This is a genomic window from Arthrobacter woluwensis, assembly GCF_030816155.1.
GTDB lineage: Bacteria > Actinomycetota > Actinomycetes > Actinomycetales > Micrococcaceae > Arthrobacter_E > Arthrobacter_E woluwensis_A.
In genome coordinates this window covers 643,550-663,076 of record NZ_JAUSXR010000001.1, presented here as the reverse complement: position 1 = coordinate 663,076, position 19,527 = coordinate 643,550, and the positions used below count along the sequence as shown (strand labels likewise).

At 68.9% G+C, this 19,527-nt stretch carries 16 protein-coding genes and 1 pseudogene; 2 read left to right on the top strand and 15 right to left on the bottom strand.

What is annotated here, in order from left to right:
• Nucleotides 1-112 precede the first annotated feature (112 nt).
• The 8 genes and pseudogenes from QFZ52_RS02990 to QFZ52_RS02960 all read right to left on the bottom strand — a co-directional run bounded on the left by QFZ52_RS02990 (nt 113) and on the right by QFZ52_RS02960 (nt 9,014).
• The gene (locus QFZ52_RS02990; RefSeq protein ID WP_307496158.1) at nt 113-1,525 is read right to left on the bottom strand and encodes an NAD(P)/FAD-dependent oxidoreductase; all 1,413 of its coding nucleotides are present in this window, start codon (nt 1,523-1,525) and stop codon (nt 113-115) included.
• Between the two features lie 54 nt (nt 1,526-1,579).
• The gene (locus tag QFZ52_RS02985; protein ID WP_307496157.1) at nt 1,580-3,073 is read right to left on the bottom strand and encodes a S8 family serine peptidase; all 1,494 of its coding nucleotides are present in this window, start codon (nt 3,071-3,073) and stop codon (nt 1,580-1,582) included.
• 69 nt (nt 3,074-3,142) lie between these two features.
• Nucleotides 3,143-4,108: a Ppx/GppA phosphatase family protein gene (locus tag QFZ52_RS16130; RefSeq protein ID WP_373425694.1), complete on the bottom strand. Its 966-nt coding sequence runs from the start codon at nt 4,106-4,108 to the stop codon at nt 3,143-3,145.
• A 15-nt stretch (nt 4,109-4,123) separates the two neighbouring features.
• Nucleotides 4,124-4,774: pseudogene (locus QFZ52_RS16125) on the bottom strand (DUF501 domain-containing protein); the annotation flags it as partial.
• A gap of 58 nt (nt 4,775-4,832) precedes the next feature.
• Nucleotides 4,833-5,612: an FtsB family cell division protein gene (locus QFZ52_RS02975; protein ID WP_307496155.1), complete on the bottom strand. Its 780-nt coding sequence runs from the start codon at nt 5,610-5,612 to the stop codon at nt 4,833-4,835.
• A gap of 125 nt (nt 5,613-5,737) precedes the next feature.
• Nucleotides 5,738-7,018 (bottom strand): phosphopyruvate hydratase, encoded by a 1,281-nt coding sequence (gene eno, locus QFZ52_RS02970; RefSeq protein ID WP_208188170.1) that lies wholly within the window; start codon nt 7,016-7,018, stop codon nt 5,738-5,740.
• 178 nt (nt 7,019-7,196) lie between these two features.
• Complete coding sequence (locus tag QFZ52_RS02965; RefSeq protein ID WP_307496154.1) at nt 7,197-7,865, bottom strand: MazG nucleotide pyrophosphohydrolase domain-containing protein; 669 nt, start codon at nt 7,863-7,865, stop codon at nt 7,197-7,199.
• A 15-nt stretch (nt 7,866-7,880) separates the two neighbouring features.
• Entirely contained in the window at nt 7,881-9,014 is a 1,134-nt protein-coding gene (locus tag QFZ52_RS02960; RefSeq protein ID WP_307496153.1) for an adenosine deaminase, read from the bottom strand.
• An 81-nt stretch (nt 9,015-9,095) separates the two neighbouring features.
• Here QFZ52_RS02960 and QFZ52_RS02955 point away from each other — a divergent pair, with 81 nt between their 5' ends.
• Nucleotides 9,096-9,827: a class I SAM-dependent methyltransferase gene (locus QFZ52_RS02955; RefSeq protein ID WP_307496152.1), complete on the top strand. Its 732-nt coding sequence runs from the start codon at nt 9,096-9,098 to the stop codon at nt 9,825-9,827.
• Nucleotides 9,828-9,863: 36 nt separating this feature from the next.
• Nucleotides 9,864-11,189: a hypothetical protein gene (locus tag QFZ52_RS02950; protein WP_307496151.1), complete on the top strand. Its 1,326-nt coding sequence runs from the start codon at nt 9,864-9,866 to the stop codon at nt 11,187-11,189.
• Between the two features lie 105 nt (nt 11,190-11,294).
• Here QFZ52_RS02950 and QFZ52_RS02945 read toward each other — a convergent pair whose 3' ends face one another.
• From QFZ52_RS02945 to QFZ52_RS02915, 7 genes are all read right to left on the bottom strand, one after another.
• On the bottom strand, nt 11,295-12,017 hold the full coding sequence (locus QFZ52_RS02945) for a DedA family protein (protein ID WP_307496150.1): 723 nt from the start codon (nt 12,015-12,017) through the stop codon (nt 11,295-11,297).
• Between the two features lie 256 nt (nt 12,018-12,273).
• Nucleotides 12,274-13,602, bottom strand: coding sequence for a thymidine phosphorylase (locus tag QFZ52_RS02940; protein ID WP_307496149.1), 1,329 nt, complete (start codon nt 13,600-13,602; stop codon nt 12,274-12,276).
• On the bottom strand, nt 13,595-14,065 hold the full coding sequence (locus tag QFZ52_RS02935) for a cytidine deaminase (RefSeq protein WP_307496148.1): 471 nt from the start codon (nt 14,063-14,065) through the stop codon (nt 13,595-13,597). Before QFZ52_RS02935 ends, QFZ52_RS02940 begins: the two co-directional genes overlap by 8 nt.
• A gap of 2 nt (nt 14,066-14,067) precedes the next feature.
• Nucleotides 14,068-15,351 (bottom strand): ABC transporter permease, encoded by a 1,284-nt coding sequence (locus QFZ52_RS02930; RefSeq protein WP_307496146.1) that lies wholly within the window; start codon nt 15,349-15,351, stop codon nt 14,068-14,070.
• Complete coding sequence (locus QFZ52_RS02925) at nt 15,348-16,559, bottom strand: ABC transporter permease (protein WP_278268398.1); 1,212 nt, start codon at nt 16,557-16,559, stop codon at nt 15,348-15,350. The genes QFZ52_RS02930 and QFZ52_RS02925 overlap by 4 nt, the downstream gene beginning before the upstream one ends.
• Nucleotides 16,552-18,144 carry an ABC transporter ATP-binding protein gene (locus tag QFZ52_RS02920; protein ID WP_307496144.1) on the bottom strand — a complete coding sequence of 531 codons (1,593 nt, stop codon included), beginning with the start codon at nt 18,142-18,144 and terminating at the stop codon, nt 16,552-16,554. The genes QFZ52_RS02925 and QFZ52_RS02920 overlap by 8 nt, the downstream gene beginning before the upstream one ends.
• Nucleotides 18,145-18,323: 179 nt before the next feature.
• Nucleotides 18,324-19,445, bottom strand: coding sequence for a BMP family lipoprotein (locus QFZ52_RS02915; RefSeq protein ID WP_444861213.1), 1,122 nt, complete (start codon nt 19,443-19,445; stop codon nt 18,324-18,326).
• Nucleotides 19,446-19,527 lie beyond the last annotated feature (82 nt).

Genomic DNA, 19,527 nt, shown 5'->3' with positions numbered 1-19,527 from the left:
GGGGCGCCAGAAGAAGCCCCGGATACGACGACGGCGCCGCCCACCTTCACGGTGAGCGGCGCCGTCGAGCGCTGGCAAGCGGCAGCCGGGCCTCCTCGCGGAGGCCGAGGACTTACTTGGCGGCCGGTTCAGCCGGCTTCGGGGCCGGACGAGCGGCGGCCTCGAACGCGCCACGCGGGTTGTCCAGGTCCACGAGCTGAGTGGCGTCACGGCCCGCGAACAGGCTCAGGAACCAGCCACCGACCACGCGGAACTTGCGCTCGAACGTCGGCATCGCCATGCCGTGGTAACCACGGTGGGCGAGCCAGGCCGGCCAGCCCTTGAGGCCGATGCGGCCGAGCAGGTTGATGTTCGCGACGCCCTTCCAGGAGCCGAAACCGGCCACGGCGCCGAGGTTCTTGTGCTTGTAGTCGTGCATCGGCTTGTCCCAGCGGGAGGCCCACAGGTTCTTGGCGAGAACCTTGGCCTGGCGCAGTGCGTGCTGGGCGTTCGGCACGCACGTGCCGTCCGGCAGGCCCTTGCCCGTGAGGTCGGGAACGGCGGCGACGTCGCCTGCGGCCCAGGCGTTTTCGATGATGCCCTCGTCACCGGCGATGCGGAGATCCGGCAGCACGCGGACGCGGCCGCGCGGCTCGAGCGGGAAGTCGGTGGAACGGACCATCGGGTTGGCCTGGACACCGGCGGCCCAGATGAGGGTGTCCGCGGCGAACTCGCCCGCCGGGGACTTGTCCGCCATGTTGATGAGCTTGAGCTTGTCCTCGGCGTCGGCCAGGGAGGTGTTCAGCAGCACCTCGATGCCGCGGCTGCGCAGGTGCTCGACGACCCATTCGGCCTGTTCGGCGGTGACCTCGGGCATGATGCGGCCCATGGCCTCGACCAGCACGAAGCGGATCTCGCTCTGGTCGACGCGGGGGTTGTCGCGGACGGCCTGACGGGCCATGTCCTCGAGCTCCGTGATCGCTTCGATGCCGGCGAAGCCGCCACCCACGACCACGAAGGTCAGAGCGGCCTTGCGCTCTTCGGGATCGGTCATGGTGGAGGCCAGCTCGATCTTGCTGAGGACCTGGTTGCGCAGGGCCACGGCCTCTTCGATGGTCTTCAGGCCGATGCCCTTGTCCGCCAGACCCGGGATCGGGAAGGTGCGGGTGATGGCGCCGGCGGCCAGCACGACGTCGAAGTACGGGATCTCGAACGGAGCGCCACCGTCCGCGGGGGCCACGACGGCCTTGCGGTTGGCGTGGTCGATCGCGGTGACGCGGCCCTGGATGAGCTCGGTCTCCTTGAGGTGCTGACGGTGGGAGACCACCGCGTGGCGTGCCTCGATGTTGCCGCCGGCCACCTCGGGCAGGAACGGCTGGTAGGTCATGTAGGGAAGCGGATCGACGACGGTGACGATGCCACCGGCCTTCGCGATCTTCTTCTGAAGCTTGAGAGCTACGTACAGTCCGACGTAGCCGCCGCCGACGACGAGAACGCGCGGGCGGTCCTGCAATTGGGGAGCAAGGGGCTGCTGAGTGATTGCCATACCCTCAGGATAGCGCAGTTTGTGAAAACATTCACATAGTGTGAACGGGACCGATCAGCCCCCGGACGGCGGCCCTCCGGACGTCTTCTCGGACACGTCATCCCCGGCGGCCACCGTGGCGCCGCGGGCCTCACCGGGAGCCTTGTTCTCGGTCGCCACCGCGGGAGCGGCGCCGTCCCCCGGAGCCCCGGGAGCGGCCTCACCGTTCTCTCTCCTACCCACCGCGCGGACGTGCAGCACCGCGGCGACCAGCATGGCCAGCAGCACCACCGAGAATCCCAGGACCAGGGTGGCGGGCAGCGCCGAATCGAGCCCGTCCGCGCTCTGCGCGACGGGCGGGGCGGCGTCGCTCGCGGTCGGCTGAGGCATAAGATTGCCCGCCCCCGCCGGAGGCTTCCGGGTCGGCTCTCCGCCGCGCCGGTGCACTCGGATCCACTCCGAGATGCTGCCCAGCGGATTGCTCTGCGCCTCGGGCACGTCGGCCGTGAGCGCCTTCTCCGCATCCAGGACACCGAAACCGTACAGAGGATCACGGCCGGGCTCCCCCACGTCCTTCGCGGTGGTGACGATCCGGTTGATGACCTGCTTGGCGCTCATGTCCGGGTACTTCGACCGGATGAGTGCGGCCACACCCGCCACGATCGGCGCGGCGCCGGACGTCCCGCTCCAGGTGGCGTACCCGCCGCCCGGCAGAGCGCCCTCCAGTTCCTCGGCGGGCGCCGCAACGGCGATGCTGATGCCCTGCGAGGACGAATCCTGGCTGGCGATGTTCTTCCGGTCGAGACCGGCCACCGTCACGACCCCGGGGATGGTCGCGGGAGCGCCCACCTGGAGGTTGCCGCTCCCCCGGTTCCCGGCGGCCGCGACCACCACCACGTCCTTCTGCTCCGCGTAGAGGAACGCGGCGTCCCAGCTCTGGGGCCAGTCCGGGGAGGAGCTGCCCAGCGAGATGTTGATGACCTTCGCGCCGTGATCGACGGCCCAGCGGACGGCTTCGGGAATCTGGTCCTCGTCCGATTTGCCCGCCGGATTGGGAGAGCCGAGCCACGTGGAGACGGAGAGGAGCTGCGCCTCAGGGGCCACACCCACCATGCCGTCCGGCCCGGCGCCCATGCTCTGCACGGTGGGCGCAGCAGGCTTGCTGGGAGTGGGCGAGGACGTCGCCTTCGGCCGGGTGCCATGCCCGCGGCCGGCCAGGAGGCTCGCCACGAGCGTGCCGTGCTCCGGCTTGGCGCCGATGCTCTTGGTGCCCCCGGCGTTCCCGGCGCCCGAGACGTCCGTACCCTCGACCACGGAACCCTTGAGATCCGGGTGCGCCGTGTCGATGCCCGAGTCGATGATCGCGACCTTGACCCCGGCCCCGCGGCTCTCCTTCCAGGCCTTGGTGACGCCGTAACCGTCCAGCCAGTACTCACCCGACCGGATGCTGTCCGCCTGGGCGGGGGCCGCCAGGGAGAGTGATGCCGCGATGGTCAGCACCAGCGCCGTCGACAGGACCCGGACACACCGGCCCCGTCCTCGTGCGCGGTGCGCGTCTTGTGCCCTCATGTGCTCCCGTCGTTCCGTCTCGGGGTCCGGCCAGTCACTCCCGCAACCGGCCGTCCCGGGCGAAGCCCCTCAGGCGATGCTGAGGGCGATTCCGTCCAGAATATCGTGTTCGCTGGTCACGGCCTCCTGGAGACGCCCTTCGCTCAGGTCCTCGAGCCGGCCGAGCACCGTCCGCCACACCAGGGCTCCGGCGCCGATCACGTCGACCCGGCCGGGGTGCATGAACCCGAGCGCGGCACGCTCGTCACGGGTCATGGACAGCAGGCTGTCGCACGCGCGGCGCAGCTCGGCGAAACTCAGGTGCACGCCGTGGATCCGGCTGGAGTCGTACTGCTCCAGGCCCAGCGCGTGGGCCGTGATGGTGGTGATGGAACCCGCCACGCCGACGACGGCGGTCGCGCGGTCGAGCGGGACGGTCTCGAGCACGAGGTCGAGGGCCGCGTTCACATCGGCTTCCGCGGAGGCGATCTCCTCGGCGGTGGGCGGGTCGCTGCGGAGGTGGCGCTCGGTAAGCCGCACGCAGCCGACGTCGACGCTGCGGGCCGCCTGCACGCCGTCGTCGTCGCCCAGGACGAATTCGGTGCTGCCACCGCCCAGGTCCACCACCAGCGTCAGTTCCTCGCCGCGCGGCGGCAGGACACTCGCGGCGCCGGCGAAGGACAGCGAAGCCTCCTCGTCCCCACTGATGACCTCAAGGTCCACGCCGAGGCGCTCCCGGATGCCGTCCACGAACGTCTGGCGGTTCCGGGCGTCGCGGCTCGCGGAGGTGGCGACGAAGCGGATATCGGCCGGGGTGAGGGCGACGGTGCCGTCCTCGGCGGAGTCGCCTGCGGGGGCGGGGTTCTCCGCGATCAGGCGGGCGTACTCCTCGGCCGCGGCGAAGGTGCGCTCCAGCGCCTCCGGGGCGAATTCGCCGGTCTTGTCCACGTCCTGGCCCAGGCGCACGACGCGCATCTCCCGGACCACGTCCTCCAGACGACCCTTGGCATCGCGGTCGGCCACCAGGAGGCGGATCGAGTTGGTGCCGCAGTCGATCGCCGCGACACGGCGCGTCGTGGAGCGGCGGGGCGCGGGACGGCCGACCAGATCGGGGCGTCCCTGCGGGCCGTGACGGCTGAGATCCTTGGCGGGAGCCTGTCCGCTCGTGTCCCAGGCGCCGTCGCAGTAGCAGCGGTCCGCGGTCCACCACTCGGCGATGCCCTCGAGCGCCTCGTCACCCAGGAGGTTGACGCCCGGGCCGGCGGCGAGCGAGTGGCCCACCAGGACATGGAGGCACTTCACGCGTTCGGGCATGCCGCCGGCGGAGATCCCGTCGATCTCCGGAACCTCCCCGACACCGCTGATGCGGCCGATCTCGCGACGTGCCGCCAGGTAGGCCTCGTGCGCGCCGCGATGGGAGGCGGCCAGCTCGGGATCCTGGGCGAGGCGTTCGTTCATCTCGTTCATCCGGCCGGTCGCTTCGAGGCGGGAGACGGCCGAGGTGATGACGGGATGCGTCAGGTAGAAAGTGGTGGGGAACGGCGTGCCGTTGCCCAGCCGCGGGGCGGTGGCCGCCACGAGCGGATTCCCGCACACGCACCGCGCGGAGATCTCCACGACGTCGCGGACGGGACGGCCCAGCTGACGGCTCAGCGTGTCCAGGTCCTGTTCGGTGACCGTGCGGTCCTCGCCACCCGTGGGCTGGTGCGCCGTTGCGCTCATGTTCGAAATCCTCACTGCGACTGATCAGACCTGTGGCACAGGGCCCAGGGACGTCGTGTTACTTGGTGGCTTCCCGGACCGAGTCCAGGAACTTCTGAGTCCAGGGGGTGTCCCCCGGCACGGGAGCGGTGGTGCCCTCCGGAGCGCTCACTCCAGCGGTGCCGCCTTCCTTCCCGAAGACCCAGTACCCGATCTCACCGGGCATCACCATGTTAATGCGGTCGCGGGCCTGCTGCTGGACGTAGGCGGGATCATGCCAGCGGACGATCTGCTTCTGCAGTTCGTCCTGGTCCGCCTGCTTGTTCCGGATGTCCTCCTGCAACTGGGCGATCTGCTGGCGCTGATCCCACCAGTTCTTGACCGTGGGCGCCAGGAGGACGGTGATCGCGAGCATGACCAGGCCGAGGGCCAGTAGACGGCCGGAGAACGCCCGCGCGGGAACCGGCGTGGGTTCCGCGGCGGCTTTCCCCGCGCTCTGGGCTGTGGACGACGACGCCGGGCCGGCCGACTTGGCGGACTTCCCCCCGGTCGCGCCCGTAGGCTGCTTCGGCTTGGCCGAGCCGGACACGCCACCGCTCGCCGGCCTCGACGCAGCGGACGCCGCCCCCGAGCCGCTCTTCTCCCGGGCCTTCGCCGTGAAATCCGCGACCGTGCGTTCGGCTTCGACCCGCTGGGATGCTTTCTGCTGACCTGTCCCCTGTGACCCCGTGGGGCGGGCTCCGTGTGAGCGGGACTCCTCGGAGGCTGAGGCGCCCGCCCGGGAAGCCGGCTTGCGCGTCGCGGAGGAACCGCCGTCGAGCAGTGTCGCGCGCGGAACCTTGGGGCGGCGGGTGGCCACGGTGATCACCTCGGAAGTTAGGTCGGGGGTGGTGCCGGCAGGACGGTCATCTGCCAGGGGTTAAACGCCGGAACGGCGGTCATGGTTCCTCAACCATAACCGCCGTTCCGCACAGCGTCCGGGCTTTAGCCCTTGAAACGCGGGAAGGCGGCGCGGCCGGCGTAGACGGCGGCGTCGGCGAGCTCCTCCTCGATGCGCAGAAGCTGGTTGTACTTGGCGACGCGCTCGGAGCGGGCCGGGGCGCCGGTCTTGATCTGGCCGGCGTTGGTGGCGACGGCGATGTCCGCGATCGTGGTGTCCTCGGTCTCGCCGGAGCGGTGGGAGGTGATCGTGGTGTAGCCGGAACGCTGGGCCAGGGAGACGGCGTCCAGGGTCTCGGTCAGGGAACCGATCTGGTTGACCTTGACGAGCAGGGAGTTGGCCGTGCCCTTCTCGATGCCCTCGCGGAGACGCTCAGGGTTGGTGACGAACAGGTCGTCACCCACCAGCTGAACCTTGTCACCGAGGGTGTCGGTGAGGTGCTTCCAGCCGTCCCAGTCGTTCTCATCCAGCGGGTCCTCGATGGAGACCAGCGGGTAGGCGTCGACGAGCTCCGCGTAGTAGGCGCTCATCTCCTCGCCGGAGAGCTGCTTGCCCTCGAACTGGTAGGCGCCGTCCTGGTAGAACTCGGAGGAGGCGACGTCCAGGGCCAGGGCGATGTCCTTGCCCGGGGTGTAGCCGGCCTTGACGATGGCTTCCTGGATCAGGTCCAGTGCCGCACGGTTGCTCGGGAGGTTCGGGGCGAAACCGCCCTCATCGCCGAGGCCGGTGGACAGGCCCTTCTCCTTCAGCACGGACTTGAGGTGGTGGTAGACCTCGACACCCCAGCGCAGGCCCTCGGAGAAGGTCTCGGCACCGAGCGGGACGATCATGAATTCCTGGATGTCCACATCGGAGTCGGCGTGGGAGCCGCCGTTGAGGATGTTCATGAGCGGCACGGGCAGCACGTGGGCGTTCGGGCCGCCCAGGTACTTGTACAGCGGGAGGTCGGCGGACGCGGCGGCGGCGTTGGCGACGGCCAGGGAGACACCCAGGATCGCGTTGGCGCCGAGCTTGCCCTTGTTCGGGGTGCCGTCCAGTTCGATCATGGCGGCGTCGATGCTGCGCTGGTCCGTGGCGTCGAAGCCTTCCAGCGCCGGGCCGATCTGCTCGATCGCGGCGTCGACGGCCAGCTGGACGCCCTTGCCGAGGTAGCGGCCCTTGTCGCCGTCACGCAGTTCCACGGCTTCGTGCTCGCCGGTGGAGGCGCCGGAGGGAACCGCGGCGCGGCCCAGGGAGCCATCGCTCAGGAGGACTTCAACTTCAACGGTCGGATTGCCACGGGAATCGAGGATCTCGCGGGCGTGGATGGCATCAATGAGCGCCATGTAAAAGCTCCTGTTCTTCAGCTGACGTATCACCGTGTGACACATCGCTCACTCAGTCGTGGATGGGCCGTGCGGTGCAGGACGGCCTCGTCCCGCCACAAGCCTAGCGCAGGGCTTCGGCGCATTCCTCCCGGGCAGGACTTTTAACGTCGCCATCGCACGGTGTGAAGAAACACCGCTAAGAAACACCGTCGCGGGGCTCGCGACGGCGCAATGCGGCACGCAGTGAGCGTTCGGCGTCGAGCCCCCGTTCCTGAGCGTCCGCGACCAGCGCAAGGAGCGCCTCGCCGAGGCTCTCCTCGTCCTCGCAATGCACCGGCGACGCCGACGGCGGAGGCAGCAGCGCGCCGCCGTCGCGCCGGGCGCGGGACAGCAGCTTGGCCGCCCGCGCCAGGGCGGGAAGAGACGCGGGGACCCCTTCGAAAACGGACTCGCGCTGGGGTTTCTCCGCCCGTTTCACGGCGTCCCAGCGGGCTTCGATCTCCTCAACGGTGGCCGGGAAACGGTCCCGCAGGCTGCCGTCCGCATGGAAGACGTGGGGATTGCGCCGCACCAGTTTGAGCCGGAGGCCCTCGGCGACGTCTGCGAAGGCGAAGCGGTCGTCCTCCTCGGCGATCCGTGAGTGCAGCACCACCTGGAGGAGCACATCGCCCAGTTCCTGGGCCAGCTCCTCGGGGTCCGCCGTGGCGTCCTCGATGGTCTCGACCACCTCATGAGCCTCCTCGATCAGGTACTCGAGGAGACTTTCATGGGTGAGGGCACGGGTCCAGGGACAGTGGGTGCGGAGGGCCGCGATGCAGTCCAGGAGCCTCTCGGTCCTCTCCCCCGCGCCCACTGACGTCTCCATGGTCCGTGCCGCTCCTCAGGCGAGGTCGGCGTAGGCCTCGTTGATGTACTCCACCAGGGCTTCCTTCTCTTCCAGCGGAAGGAAGGCGGCCTCGGCGGCGTTGAGGGTGAGCTCCAGCAGATCGTCCAGGTCGTAGTCGAAGGTCTCGACCAGGAGGTTGAACTCGTCCGTCAGAGTGACGCCGCTCATGAGGCGGTTGTCCGTGTTGATCGTGACGTTGAAGCCCGTCTGGTACAGCATGTCGATCGGGTGTGCCGAGATGTCCTCGCCGAACGACGCGATCGCGCCGGTCTGCAGATTAGACGACGGGCAGACCTCGAGGGCGATCCCGCGGTCGCGGACCCAGGCGGCGAGGGTGCCGAAGGACACCATGCCGACCTGCTCGCCGTCGTCGTCGGCCTCGAAGTCGACCGTGACGTCTTCCGCGATCCGGACGCCGTGGCCCAGGCGCAGCGCGCGGCCGTCGACCAGGGCGGACTGGATGCTGGCCAGGCCGTCGGCCTCGCCGGCGTGGACGGTGGCCGGGAAGTTGTTCTCGGCCAGGTAGGTGAACGCGTCGCGGAAGCGCGAGGCCGGGAAGCCCAGCTCGGCGCCGGCGATGTCGAAGCCGACGGCGCCCTTGTCGCGGTGGCGGACGGCGAGCTCGGCGATCTCCTGGCCACGGTCGGCGTGGCGCATGGCGGTGATCAGCTGACCCACCTGGATCTCACGGCCGGTCTCCTCGACGGCGGCCATGCCGGCTTCCAGGCCTTCCTGCACGGCCTCGACGACCTCGTCCAGGGTGAGGCCCTTCTGCAGGTGCTGTTCCGGAGCCCAGCGCACCTCGCCGTAGACGACGCCGTCGTCGGCCAGGTCCTCGACGAACTCCTTGGCCACGCGGATCAGGCCCTCGCGGGTCTGCATCACGGCGATGGTGTGGTCGAAGGTCTCGAGGTAACGGACCAGCGAGCCGGAATCCGCGGAGTCACGGAACCACTGGCCGAGTGCGACCGGGTCGGTCGAGGGAAGGTCGTGTCCGACGGCGGCAGCGAGCTCGATGATGGTCGCGGGACGCAGCCCTCCGTCCAGGTGATCGTGGAGGGAGACCTTCGGCAGGTCCCTCAGGTCGAAGTCGGGGGCGGTTGCGGAATCATTGAGCGCTTCAGTCACGGTGCTAAGCGTAGTCGGCTGGGCCCACGGGGGCGAGGGCCCCGCCTTCCCCTCGCCACTCCCCCTTGTTAGCGTGAAGGCATGCCCGACCTCGACCCACGGCTCGTCGAGCTGTACGACATCGACAATCCGGATGGCCCGGACCACGACTATTACCGTTCTCTCGTGGACCATGCCGGCGCCCGTGCGGTGCTGGACCTCGGCTGCGGCACCGGGATCCTCACGGTCACCTTCGCCGCGCCCGGCCGCCGCGTCGTCGGCGTCGACCCCTCTCCCGCGATGCTTCATTTCGCGAAAAGACGGCGCGGTTCCGAACAGGTCGACTGGATCCTCGGCGACAGCCGCTCCATCCCGCCCGGCGCGCACGACGTCGCCATTCTGAGCGGGAACGTCGCCCAGCACATCCCGGACGGCGCGTGGGAGCGCACCCTGGCGGACCTTCACGCCTCACTCCGGCCCGGCGGGCTGATCGCCTTCGAGAGCCGCAACCCGTCCGACCGCGCCTGGGAAGGCTGGGCCTCGGCAGCCCCGACCGAACGGGACACTCCGCACGTCAGCCTCCAGGAGTCGTTCGAGCTGCTCCACACGGACCTCGACGAGGCGGGCGACGGCTCAGTCACCCTCCGCTCCCGGAACATCCTGGACGGTGAGGACTTATCCCACGACTTCACGCTCGCTTTTCGGTCCGAAGCCACACTCGTCGAGCAACTGGACCGCGCGGGCTTCGACGTCCGGGCCGTCTGGGGCGACTGGGACCGCACTCCCGTCCGTGAGGACTCCCGTCTCCTCGTGATCGAGGCGATCCGCCGCTGAATGGCCGCGTGCCGGCCTCTCGGCTAGGCTCCGGACATGGGGAACGACGACGGCGCGCCGCGCCCAGGGGACGATCTCGCGGAAGACTTCGCCCAGGCCATGCTGGGCTCGCCGCGTGGGCTCCGCCTCACCTTCACGTGCTTCCAGAACCACCTCGTGAAGCTCATGGACGGCGACTACGACGGCCCGGTGTGGCAGGACCGTTCGGCGTTCTTCGACGCCTGCCACGACGAGCACGTCGCCACCGAGCTGTCCCGCCGCGCACCAGGTGAGCGGGGCTGGCAGGGACTGCCGCGGCGTGTAGGCCCAGGAGTGCACGAACCGCCTGAACCGCGGTTGCCGGACCCGCTCCCCTACGAGCAGCTCGCGCAGCGCATCCGCCAGTATGAACCCTCGCCCCTGACCGGAGCGGAGCTTGTCGAAGCCCTGGAGGTCACGGTCTCCCAGGCCTCCTACTGGGGTGACATCCACGGCGAGGAGATCCTGGCCGCGCAAGAGCGGATCCGCCAGGCGCTGTTCCCCTTCGCCCGTGAGGCCGCCCGCGCAATCCTCACCTTCGGACTCGACGCACGTCCCGTGGCGGACACCGCCTGGGTCGTGGAATTCGACAACAGCGCCGCGGGCCTCCCGTTCGGCGCCCCTCCCGCGCAGGACGACGCCGCTCAGGTGCTCGAAGAGTGGTGGGACCGGACCACGGCCTGGGAGAGCCGGATGGTCCTCGAGCTTCCGGCTGACCCTTCGACACGCCACTCGGGCGAATGGTGGTCCACCCCGCCGTCGGGGCTCGTCCAGTCCTGCCCCGCCTGGCCCACCGCCATGATCGATCCACACCACGGAGCTCACCCCGGCGAACCGGTCGGACTGCGTCTCGTGGAGGATCCGCACGGCTGGCAATGTGCCGTGGCGTACCGCCTCGAGATCCCGCGCCCGGCGGAGGACCTGCGGCTCTTCGTCATCGACGGCCCACGGGACTGGGCCTGGCTCTGCGCCCGGTTCCCCTTCGACGCGAGCGCCACCAAACGGCACGACTGGCACCGCGTCACGGGCGAAGTGGAACCCTGGATCCTTCCCGACTTCGACGCCATGGCGGCGGAGTTCGACGCCGTCCACCTCACCCTGCGGGGGTACCTCAGCTCCGCGGGCGTCGCCATCCCGGTGCCTCGTCTGGTGGACCCGGGCGAGAGGCCGGAGGTGCTCGAGGAGGAACTGCCTGCCCGTCCGCCCGCAGGTCACTCGGTCATCGCGGGATGGGCGCCCCTGAGCACGTACTGGCTGGTGAACGCCCGCGTGGATCCTGACTCCGGGACCGCCTGGGCGAGTGACGGGCAGCGCGCCTGGTGGCCGTCGTCGTCGGCACGCTGACGCAGGACACGACGCCGCAGGACACGAAGCCGGAGCCGCCACAGGTGCGCGGAAACACGTGAGGCCCCCGCGGCAGCGGGGGCCTCACTCCGTCAAGAACGGGGATCAGGGGGTCGGCGGATTCTCGGCCGGCTTGGACACGGTCGGCTCGGCGGCGCCGTCCGTGTCGGCTCCGAGCGCCCGTTCCTTCTTCAGGCTCACGGGGCGCTCCGGGACGTCGTTCCGGCCGAGACGCTTGTGCCACCAGCGCAGCACATGATCGATCACGTAGCCCAGGACGATCGCGAAGGCCACGGCGATGCCTGCACTGGCGAGGGGATTGTGATGGAGCCACGGGATGGAGCTCGCCACCAGGCCGATGACCAGCGAATACACGACCCAGGTGAAACAGGCCAGTGCGTCGAGGGCGAAGAACCGCCGGTGCGGAAAGCCCGTGGTGCCGGCCACGTAGTTGACGGCCACACGGCCCCAGGGGATGTACCGCGCGGTGAAGATCAGGACCGCGCCACGCTTCTGCAACTCGTAGTCGGCCCATTCGAAGACCTTCCGGACCTTCGGCCTGCGCATCCACGCCCACCGGTCGAGACCGATCTTGCGGCCGAGCATGTACGCCATGTTGTCACCGGCCATGGCGCCGACGAGTGCCGTCAGGCCAAGGATCCAGAGGTTCGGTTCCCCTGCGTGCCGGGAGTAGGCGGCCAGCGCCACGATGAGGGTCTCACTGGGGACGACCATGGCGAAGCCGTCCACGAAGAAGAACACCAGGAGGACGGGATAGATCCACCACTGGCCAGCAGCATGGAGGATCGCCTGATCAATGAATTCCACGCGGGCCGTGTCTCCTGTTTGATTTTCGAAATGATGGGGAAAGTGTCCCACGGTGGCCGTGCCGTTCGCTACACGGCCACCGTGAAAGTCACACATTAAACAGTAGGCCCGGGTCCCGCACTGCGGCGTCAGCCCCTCGGCCGAAATGCACCAGCCCCGCTCTCATACCCAGGACGGAGACGATCCGTTCCCCGGGGGCAGAGCGAGGCTGTGCCGTGCCGCCGCTGTGCCGCCATACGCCGGTCTGGAGGGCGGGTCAGTCGGCCGCGATGCGGTCCAGGACCAGCCGGTTGCCGGCCCGCGAACCCTCCGGCGCGATCAGGGTGGCGCCCTCCAGCGCCTCCTTGGCCCGCTCGAAGCGTTCCGGGGTGTCCGTCAGGAGCGTCATGAGCGGCTCCCCCGCCCGGACCACCGCGCCGGGCTTGGCGTGCAGACGCACCCCGGCCCCGGCCTGCACCACGTCCTCCTTGCGGGCGCGGCCCGCGCCGAGACGCCAGGCAGCCACTCCGACCTTGAGGGCATCCAGTTCCACGAGCACACCGTCGGCCGGAGCCAGGATGGTCTCGCTCTCCTTCGCCACCGGGAGCGGGGCATCCGGGTCGCCGCCCTGAGCGGCGATCATCCGGCGCCACACGTCCATCGCGCGGCCGTCCCGCAGCGCTGCCGCTGGATCGGCGTCGCGCACTCCGGCGGCCTGCAGCATCTCCTCGGCGAGGCGGACCGTCAGCTCGACGACGTCCTCGGGACCGTCGCCGGCCAGCACCTCCACGGATTCCTCGACCTCGATGGCGTTGCCTGCCGTGAGGCCGAGCGGCGTGGACATGTCGGTCAGAAGCGCCACGGTGTTCACCCCGGCGTCGTGGCCGAGGGCCACCATGGTGCGGGCCAGCTCACGGGCCTGCTCCTCGTCCTTCATGAAGGCGCCGCTGCCCACCTTGACGTCCAGCACCAGCGACCCGGTGCCTTCGGCGATCTTCTTGCTCATGATCGAGGAGGCGATGAGCGGGATGGCCTCCACGGTTCCCGTGACATCGCGGAGCGCGTAGAGCTTCTTGTCCGCCGGGGCCAGGCCCGAACCGGCGGCACAGATCACGGCGCCGACGTCCTGGAGCTGGGCGAGCATCGCCTCATTGCTGAGGTCCGCCCGCCACCCGGGGATGGCCTCCAGCTTGTCCAGGGTGCCGCCCGTGTGGCCGAGGCCGCGGCCGGACAGCTGCGGCACGGCCACACCGTAGACCGCGACGAGTGGCGCCAGCGGCAAGGTGATCTTGTCACCCACGCCACCGGTCGAGTGCTTGTCCGTGGTGGGCATGGATCCCTGGGCGTTGACCGGGCCACCCGGGCGCGGGCGGAGCGAGGAGAAGTCCATCCGCTCGCCGGAAGCGATCATCGCCGCCGTCCAGCGCGCGATCTCCTCGCGGCTCATCCCGTTGAGCAGGATGGCCATGTTGAGGGCGGCCATCTGCTCCTCGGCCACGACGCCGCGGGTGTACGCGTCGATGATCCAGTCGATCTGGCCGGGGCTGAGCACCCCGCGGTCACGCTTGGTGCGGATCACGTCCACCGCGTCGAATGCCTCAGTCATGCGTCCCCTCCTGGTGGTCCTCACCCTCCGGCGCCGCCGGACGGTCCTCCTCGAGATGCTGCGGACCGAACGCGTCCGGCAGCACCTCGTCCATGGTCTTGATCCCGTGGCTCGTCATGAGCACCATGTCCGGGGCCCGGAATTCATAGAGCAGCTGTCGGCAGCGGCCGCAGGGCATCAGCACGGAGCCGGCGCCGTCGACGCAGTAGAACGCGCGGATCAGGCCGCCGCCGCCCATGCGGATCTGCCCCAGCAGGGTGCACTCCGCACACAGCGTCAGCCCGTAGCTCGCGTTCTCCACATTGCAGCCCGAGACCACCCGGCCGTCGTCCAGGAGGGCCGCCGCACCCACGGGGTACCGCGAGTACGGCGCGTACGCCTTCTCCATGGCGACGACGGCGGCCTGCCGCAAAGCGTCCCAGTCGAGCTCCGCGGTGGCCGCGGCCGCCGTCGTGTCCCCCACGCCTATTCCTTCACGTAGGGGACGCCGCTGGCCGCAGGCGGCCGCGAGCGGCCCACCAGACCGGCGACCGCCAGGATCGTGACCAGGTACGGCAGCATGGCCATGAACTGGCTCGGAACCGGGGTCCCGATGATCGTGACGAGCGACTGCAGATTGTCCGCGAAGCCGAAGAGCAGCGCGGCCAGGAAGGCGCCGATCGGGTTCCAGCGGCCGAAGATGAGCGCCGCCAGGGCGATGAAGCCACGGCCGCCCGAGATCTCCTTGGTGAAGGAGTCCACAGCCACCAGGGTGAAGTAGGAACCGCCGATGCCGGCGATCGCGCCACCCAGGGTGACGTTCCAGAACCGCGTGGCGTTGACGTTGATGCCCAGGGTGTCGGCGGCCTGCGGGTGCTCACCCACGGCGCGGACCCGCAGGCCCCACTTGGTCTTGAACAGGCCGACCCACACGACGAACACGGCCACGTACATGAGGTAGCCGATGATCGACTGCTTGAAGAGGATCGGGCCGATCAGCGGGATGCTGGACAGCACCGGGATCTCGATCACCGGCAGGTGCGCCGGGGAGTTCAGCTTCTCCGGGTCGCTCTGCATGAGGGTCGAGAAGAAGAAGCCCGTCAGACCGGACACCAGCACGTTCAGCACCACGCCCACGATGATCTGGTTGACCAGGTAACGGATGCTGAAGACGGCCAGGACCATCGAGACGAGAGCACCGGCCACCGCGGCCGCCAGCAGGCCCGCGAAGGCGTTGTGCGTCACGCTGCCCACGAGGGCCGCGGTGAACGCGCCACCCAGGAGCTGGCCTTCGATGGCGATGTTCACGACGCCGACGCGTTCGCAGAGCACGCCGGAGAGGGAACCGAACACGAGCGGCACGGCGAGGGTCACCGAACCGGCCAGCAGACCGGCCAGGGAGATCTCGTGCAGGCGGGCGCCACCGACGACGGCGGTCAGGAACGCGATGACGAACGCCGCCGCGAAGACGGCCACGGCCCAGATCGGCACCGAGCGGCCGCGGTTCCGCAGCACGACGGACCACGCGGCGATGGCGAGCATGATGATGCCCAGGACCAGTCCGGTGGCCTTCGCCGGGAGCGTCACCACGGGGAGCTGGAAGAAATCACCGTCCTGGGAGATCTCGAACCCCGCGGTCGAGTCCGGGCCCAGGATCCCGCAGAACAGGAAGGTGGCGACGGCCACCACGCCGAGCATGACGGGGATCTTCCAGCCGACGGGCTTCAGGCCGGCCTCCACCGGGGCGGGACTTGCGACTGCTGTGCTCATACGGCACCTCCGGTGAGCGGGACGGCCTTGGTGGCCTTCTTCTTACGGTTCATCCCGAAGACCGCCTTGACCAGCGGCGGGGCCGCGATGAACAACACGATGAGGGACTGGACGATCAGGACGATGTCGATGGGGGTTCCGGTCTGGATCTGCATCTGGACCGCACCGGCACGGAACGCTCCGAAGAGCAGGCCGGCGGCGAAGGTGCCCCACGGGGTGGAGCGGCCGAGCAGGGCGACCGTGATGGCGTCGAAGCCATAGCTCGCGGCGACACCGTCGGTCAGGACCTTCTCGGTGCCCGCGACCTGCGCGACGCCGCCCAGACCGGACAGCGCGCCGGCGAAGGCCATGACCAGGACGGTGGCACGGGAGACGTTGACGCCCGCGGTCTGCGCGGCCTTCGGGTTGGCGCCCACGGCACGGAACTCGAAGCCCCAGGTGGAGCGGTTCAGGAGCCACCAGACGAACACGGTGGCCGCGATCGCCAGCAGGAAGCCGGCGTGCAGACGGTACTGGTCCCCGGCGATCAGCGGGTAGACGGCGTTCGGATCGAGGGTGGGCGAGATCGGGTTGGTCTCCCCCGGGCGCTGGAACTCCGGAGTGGTCAGCAGGTACCGCAGGAAGTACAGGGCCACGTAGTTGAACATGATGGTCAGGATGACCTCATGGGCGCCGGTGCGTGCCTTCAGGTAGCCCACGAGGCCACCCCAGACCGCGCCGCCCAGGACACCGGCGATGATCACCAGCAGCAGGTGCAGGAACGGCGGCAGGTGCCAGGTGAAGCCCAGGTACGCGGCGAGCGTGCCGGAGACGATGATCTGGCCCTGGGCGCCGATGTTGAACAGGCCCGCACGGAACGCCAGGGCCACGCCCAGCGCCGCCGTGATGAGCGGGGTCGCGATGGTCAGGGTCTCCATGAAGGGCCCGAAGTGACCCAGAGGACCCGTCGCCTCCGGGGAGTACACGGCTCCCTGGAACAGCGCGACGTACGAATTGGTGGCGGCCTTCCAGAGGGCGCTCAGGAAGTCGGTGGGACGGGCGAACAGGTACCCCGCCGTGGTGGCGACGTCCTTGTCCGTGGCCGCGATGAGCAGGCCGCCCAGCACCAGGGCCAGGAACACGGCCAGGAAGGAGACCATCGCGTTGCCCGTGAAGATCTTCTTCACGATCTCCTGGCCGTCCAGCCGAGGCTGTTCTTGCTTACTCACCGGCTTCTCCTGCCTGATCCGTCTGAATGTCGCCGGCCTGGTGGCGGCCGGGATGCTGCTGCGTGGCGGTGTTGTGAACGGCGTCCTCCGGGGAGAGGCCCGCCATCATGAGGCCGAGCACATCGCGCGGGGTGTCCGCGGGGACGATGCCCACCACCTTGCCCTTGTAGAGGACGGCGATGCGGTCCGCCAGTTCCACCACCTCGTCGAGCTCGGTGGACACGATCATCACCGGGATGCCCTTGTCCCTCTCCGACACGATCCGGCGGTGCAGGAACTCGATGGACCCGACGTCCACGCCGCGGGTGGGCTGGGACGCGATGAAGAGGCGCAGCGGCCGGGACAGTTCCCGGGCCATGACCACCTTCTGCTGGTTGCCGCCGGACAGCGATCCCACCGGGGTCGCGCCGGACGGGGTGCGGATGTCGAACTCGTCGATCTTCGCGGTGGCGTTGGAGGCCACCTTGCCCGGATCCATGGCGACACCGCGGGCGAAGGGCGCCTGGTCGTACAGGTCCAGCACCAGGTTCTCCGCGACCGAGAACGGCCCGACCAGGCCGTCCTCCTTGCGGTCCTCGGGGACGAAGCCCACACCGGCGTGCAGGACCTCCTTGACGTTGCGTCCCAGGAGTTCCTTGCCGTCCAGCGTGATCGAGCCGGCCACGTGATCCTGAAGACCCAGGATGGCCTCGGTCAGCTCGGTCTGGCCGTTGCCCTGCACACCCGCGACGGCGAGGATCTCACCTTCGGCGATGTCCAGGTCGATGCCGTCCACCACCCGCTGGCCGTTCGGGGCCAGGACGGTCAGGTCGCGGATCGAGAACGTGGTCTTGCCGGGGTTCGCGGGTTCCTTGTTCAGGGTCAGGCTGACGGGACGGCCCACCATGAGCGCGGCGAGTTCCGTGGTGGAAGCGCTCGGGTCGGCGTTGCCCACCACCTTGCCGCGGCGGATCACGGTGATGGTGTCCGAAACGGCCCGCACCTCGCGGAGTTTGTGGGAGATGAAGAGGATCGAAGTGCCGGAGGCCTTGAGCTGGCGCATGATGTCCAGGAGCTCGTCGGTCTCCTGCGGCGTCAGCACGGCGGTGGGCTCATCCAGGATGAGGACCTTCGCGTCCCGCACCAGCGCCTTGATGATCTCCACGCGCTGCTGCACGCCCACGGGGAGGTCCTCCACCAGGGCGTCAGGGTCGACGTTGAAGCCGTACTGGTCGGAGATCTCGCGGATCCGGGTCTTGGTGGACTCCAGATCCAGGAAGCCACCGGCCTTGGTGTTCTCCCCACCCAGGGCGACGTTCTCCGCGACAGTGAACACGGGGACCAGCATGAAGTGCTGGTGCACCATGCCGATGCCCGCCGCCATCGCATCGCCCGGACCGCGGAAGCTCACGGGCTTCCCGTCCACCACGATCTCGCCCTCAGTGGGCTCGTAGAGGCCGTAGAGGACGTTCATGAGAGTCGACTTCCCCGCGCCGTTCTCACCGAGGAGGCAGTGGATCTGCCCCGGCTCAACCACCACATCGATATGATCGTTGGCCACGAAAGTGCCGAAGGTCTTGGTGATCCCCCGAAGCTCAAGTTTCACGCTGTTGTTTCCGTTCCATCAGATGATGCCCTGTGCGGTCGTCCCATTGCATCGAATACCCAGCAGGCTATCCCAGCGCCGGGTCCGCGGTGCAGGTCTTCACTCACGCAAAGCGCCGCCGCCCCCGGCCCGGCGGAATTCACCGGGCGACGGGGGCGGCGGCACTCACGCCGGAAGCCCTACTGCTTGGGGCTGGCCTTGGACTCGACCTTGATCTTGCCGTCCACGATGTCCTTCTTCAGGGCATCCAGCTCGCTCTGGAGATCGGCCGGCACAGCGGAGGCGAGGTCGTGGAACGGCGCCACGTCCACGCCGCCGTTGGCCAGGGTGCCGACGTACGGCTTGGCGGTGAACTTGCCGTCTTTGTCGTCCTTGACCACGGTCTCCACAGCCTCGTCCATCTTCTTGATGACGGAGGTCAGCATGAGGCCCTTGTACTCGGGGGCGGTCAGGTAGCCGTCGGAGTCGACCCACACGAGCTTGACGTCCTTGCCACCGGCCTTGGCTTCCTTCAGAGCGCTGGCAGCGCCCTTGCCCACCGGACCGGCGACGGGCATGATGATGTCCGCTCCGCCGTCGAGCAGGGACTTGGTGACCTGCTTGCCCTTGTCCTGCTTCTCGAAGTCACCGGTGAAGGTGCCGTCCTGCTTGTCCTTGTCCCAGCCGAGGACCTGGACGTTCTTGCCCTTCTTCTCATTGAAGTACTTCACGCCGTCCGCGAAGCCGTCCATGAAGATGGTGACGGTGGGGATCTTGATGCCACCGAAGGTGCCGACCTTGCCGGTCTTCGTGGTGGAGGCTGCGGCATAACCGGCCAGGAACGCGGCCTGAGCCGTGTCATAGATGATCGGCTTCACGTTGGCGATTTCCTTGTCGTACGCGAAGTCGATGATGGTGAAGTGCTTGTTCGGGTTGGCCGCGGCCTGCGCCTTGGTGGCGTCACCCAGGAGGAAGCCGACCGTGACGGTCAGGTTGCAGCCGGCGCTGACCATGGCACGCAGGTTCGGTTCGAAGTCGTTGTTCGACTTGGACTCGATCTCCTTGGTCGTGATGCCCAGGTCCTTCTCGGACTTCTTCAGACCTTCGTAGGAGGACTGGTTGAAGGACTGGTCATCGAAACCACCCGAGTCGGAGACGATGCACGCCTTGTAGTCGCTGCTGCCGGCCGCGGAACCGGACTTCTGCTCCGGGGCTGCGCCACAGGCGGAGAGCAGCAGTGCTGCGGCGCTCATGCCTGCGACGCCGACCAGCGAACCGCGCTTGGCTGCGCCGAGGGCGCGCGCCTGCTTGGAAATCTTCAAGGATCCTCCAGAAAACTCGAAATGCCCAAGCATCCATGGCCCGGGCGGTGATGAAGGCAACATTACTCAGTGATCCACGCCG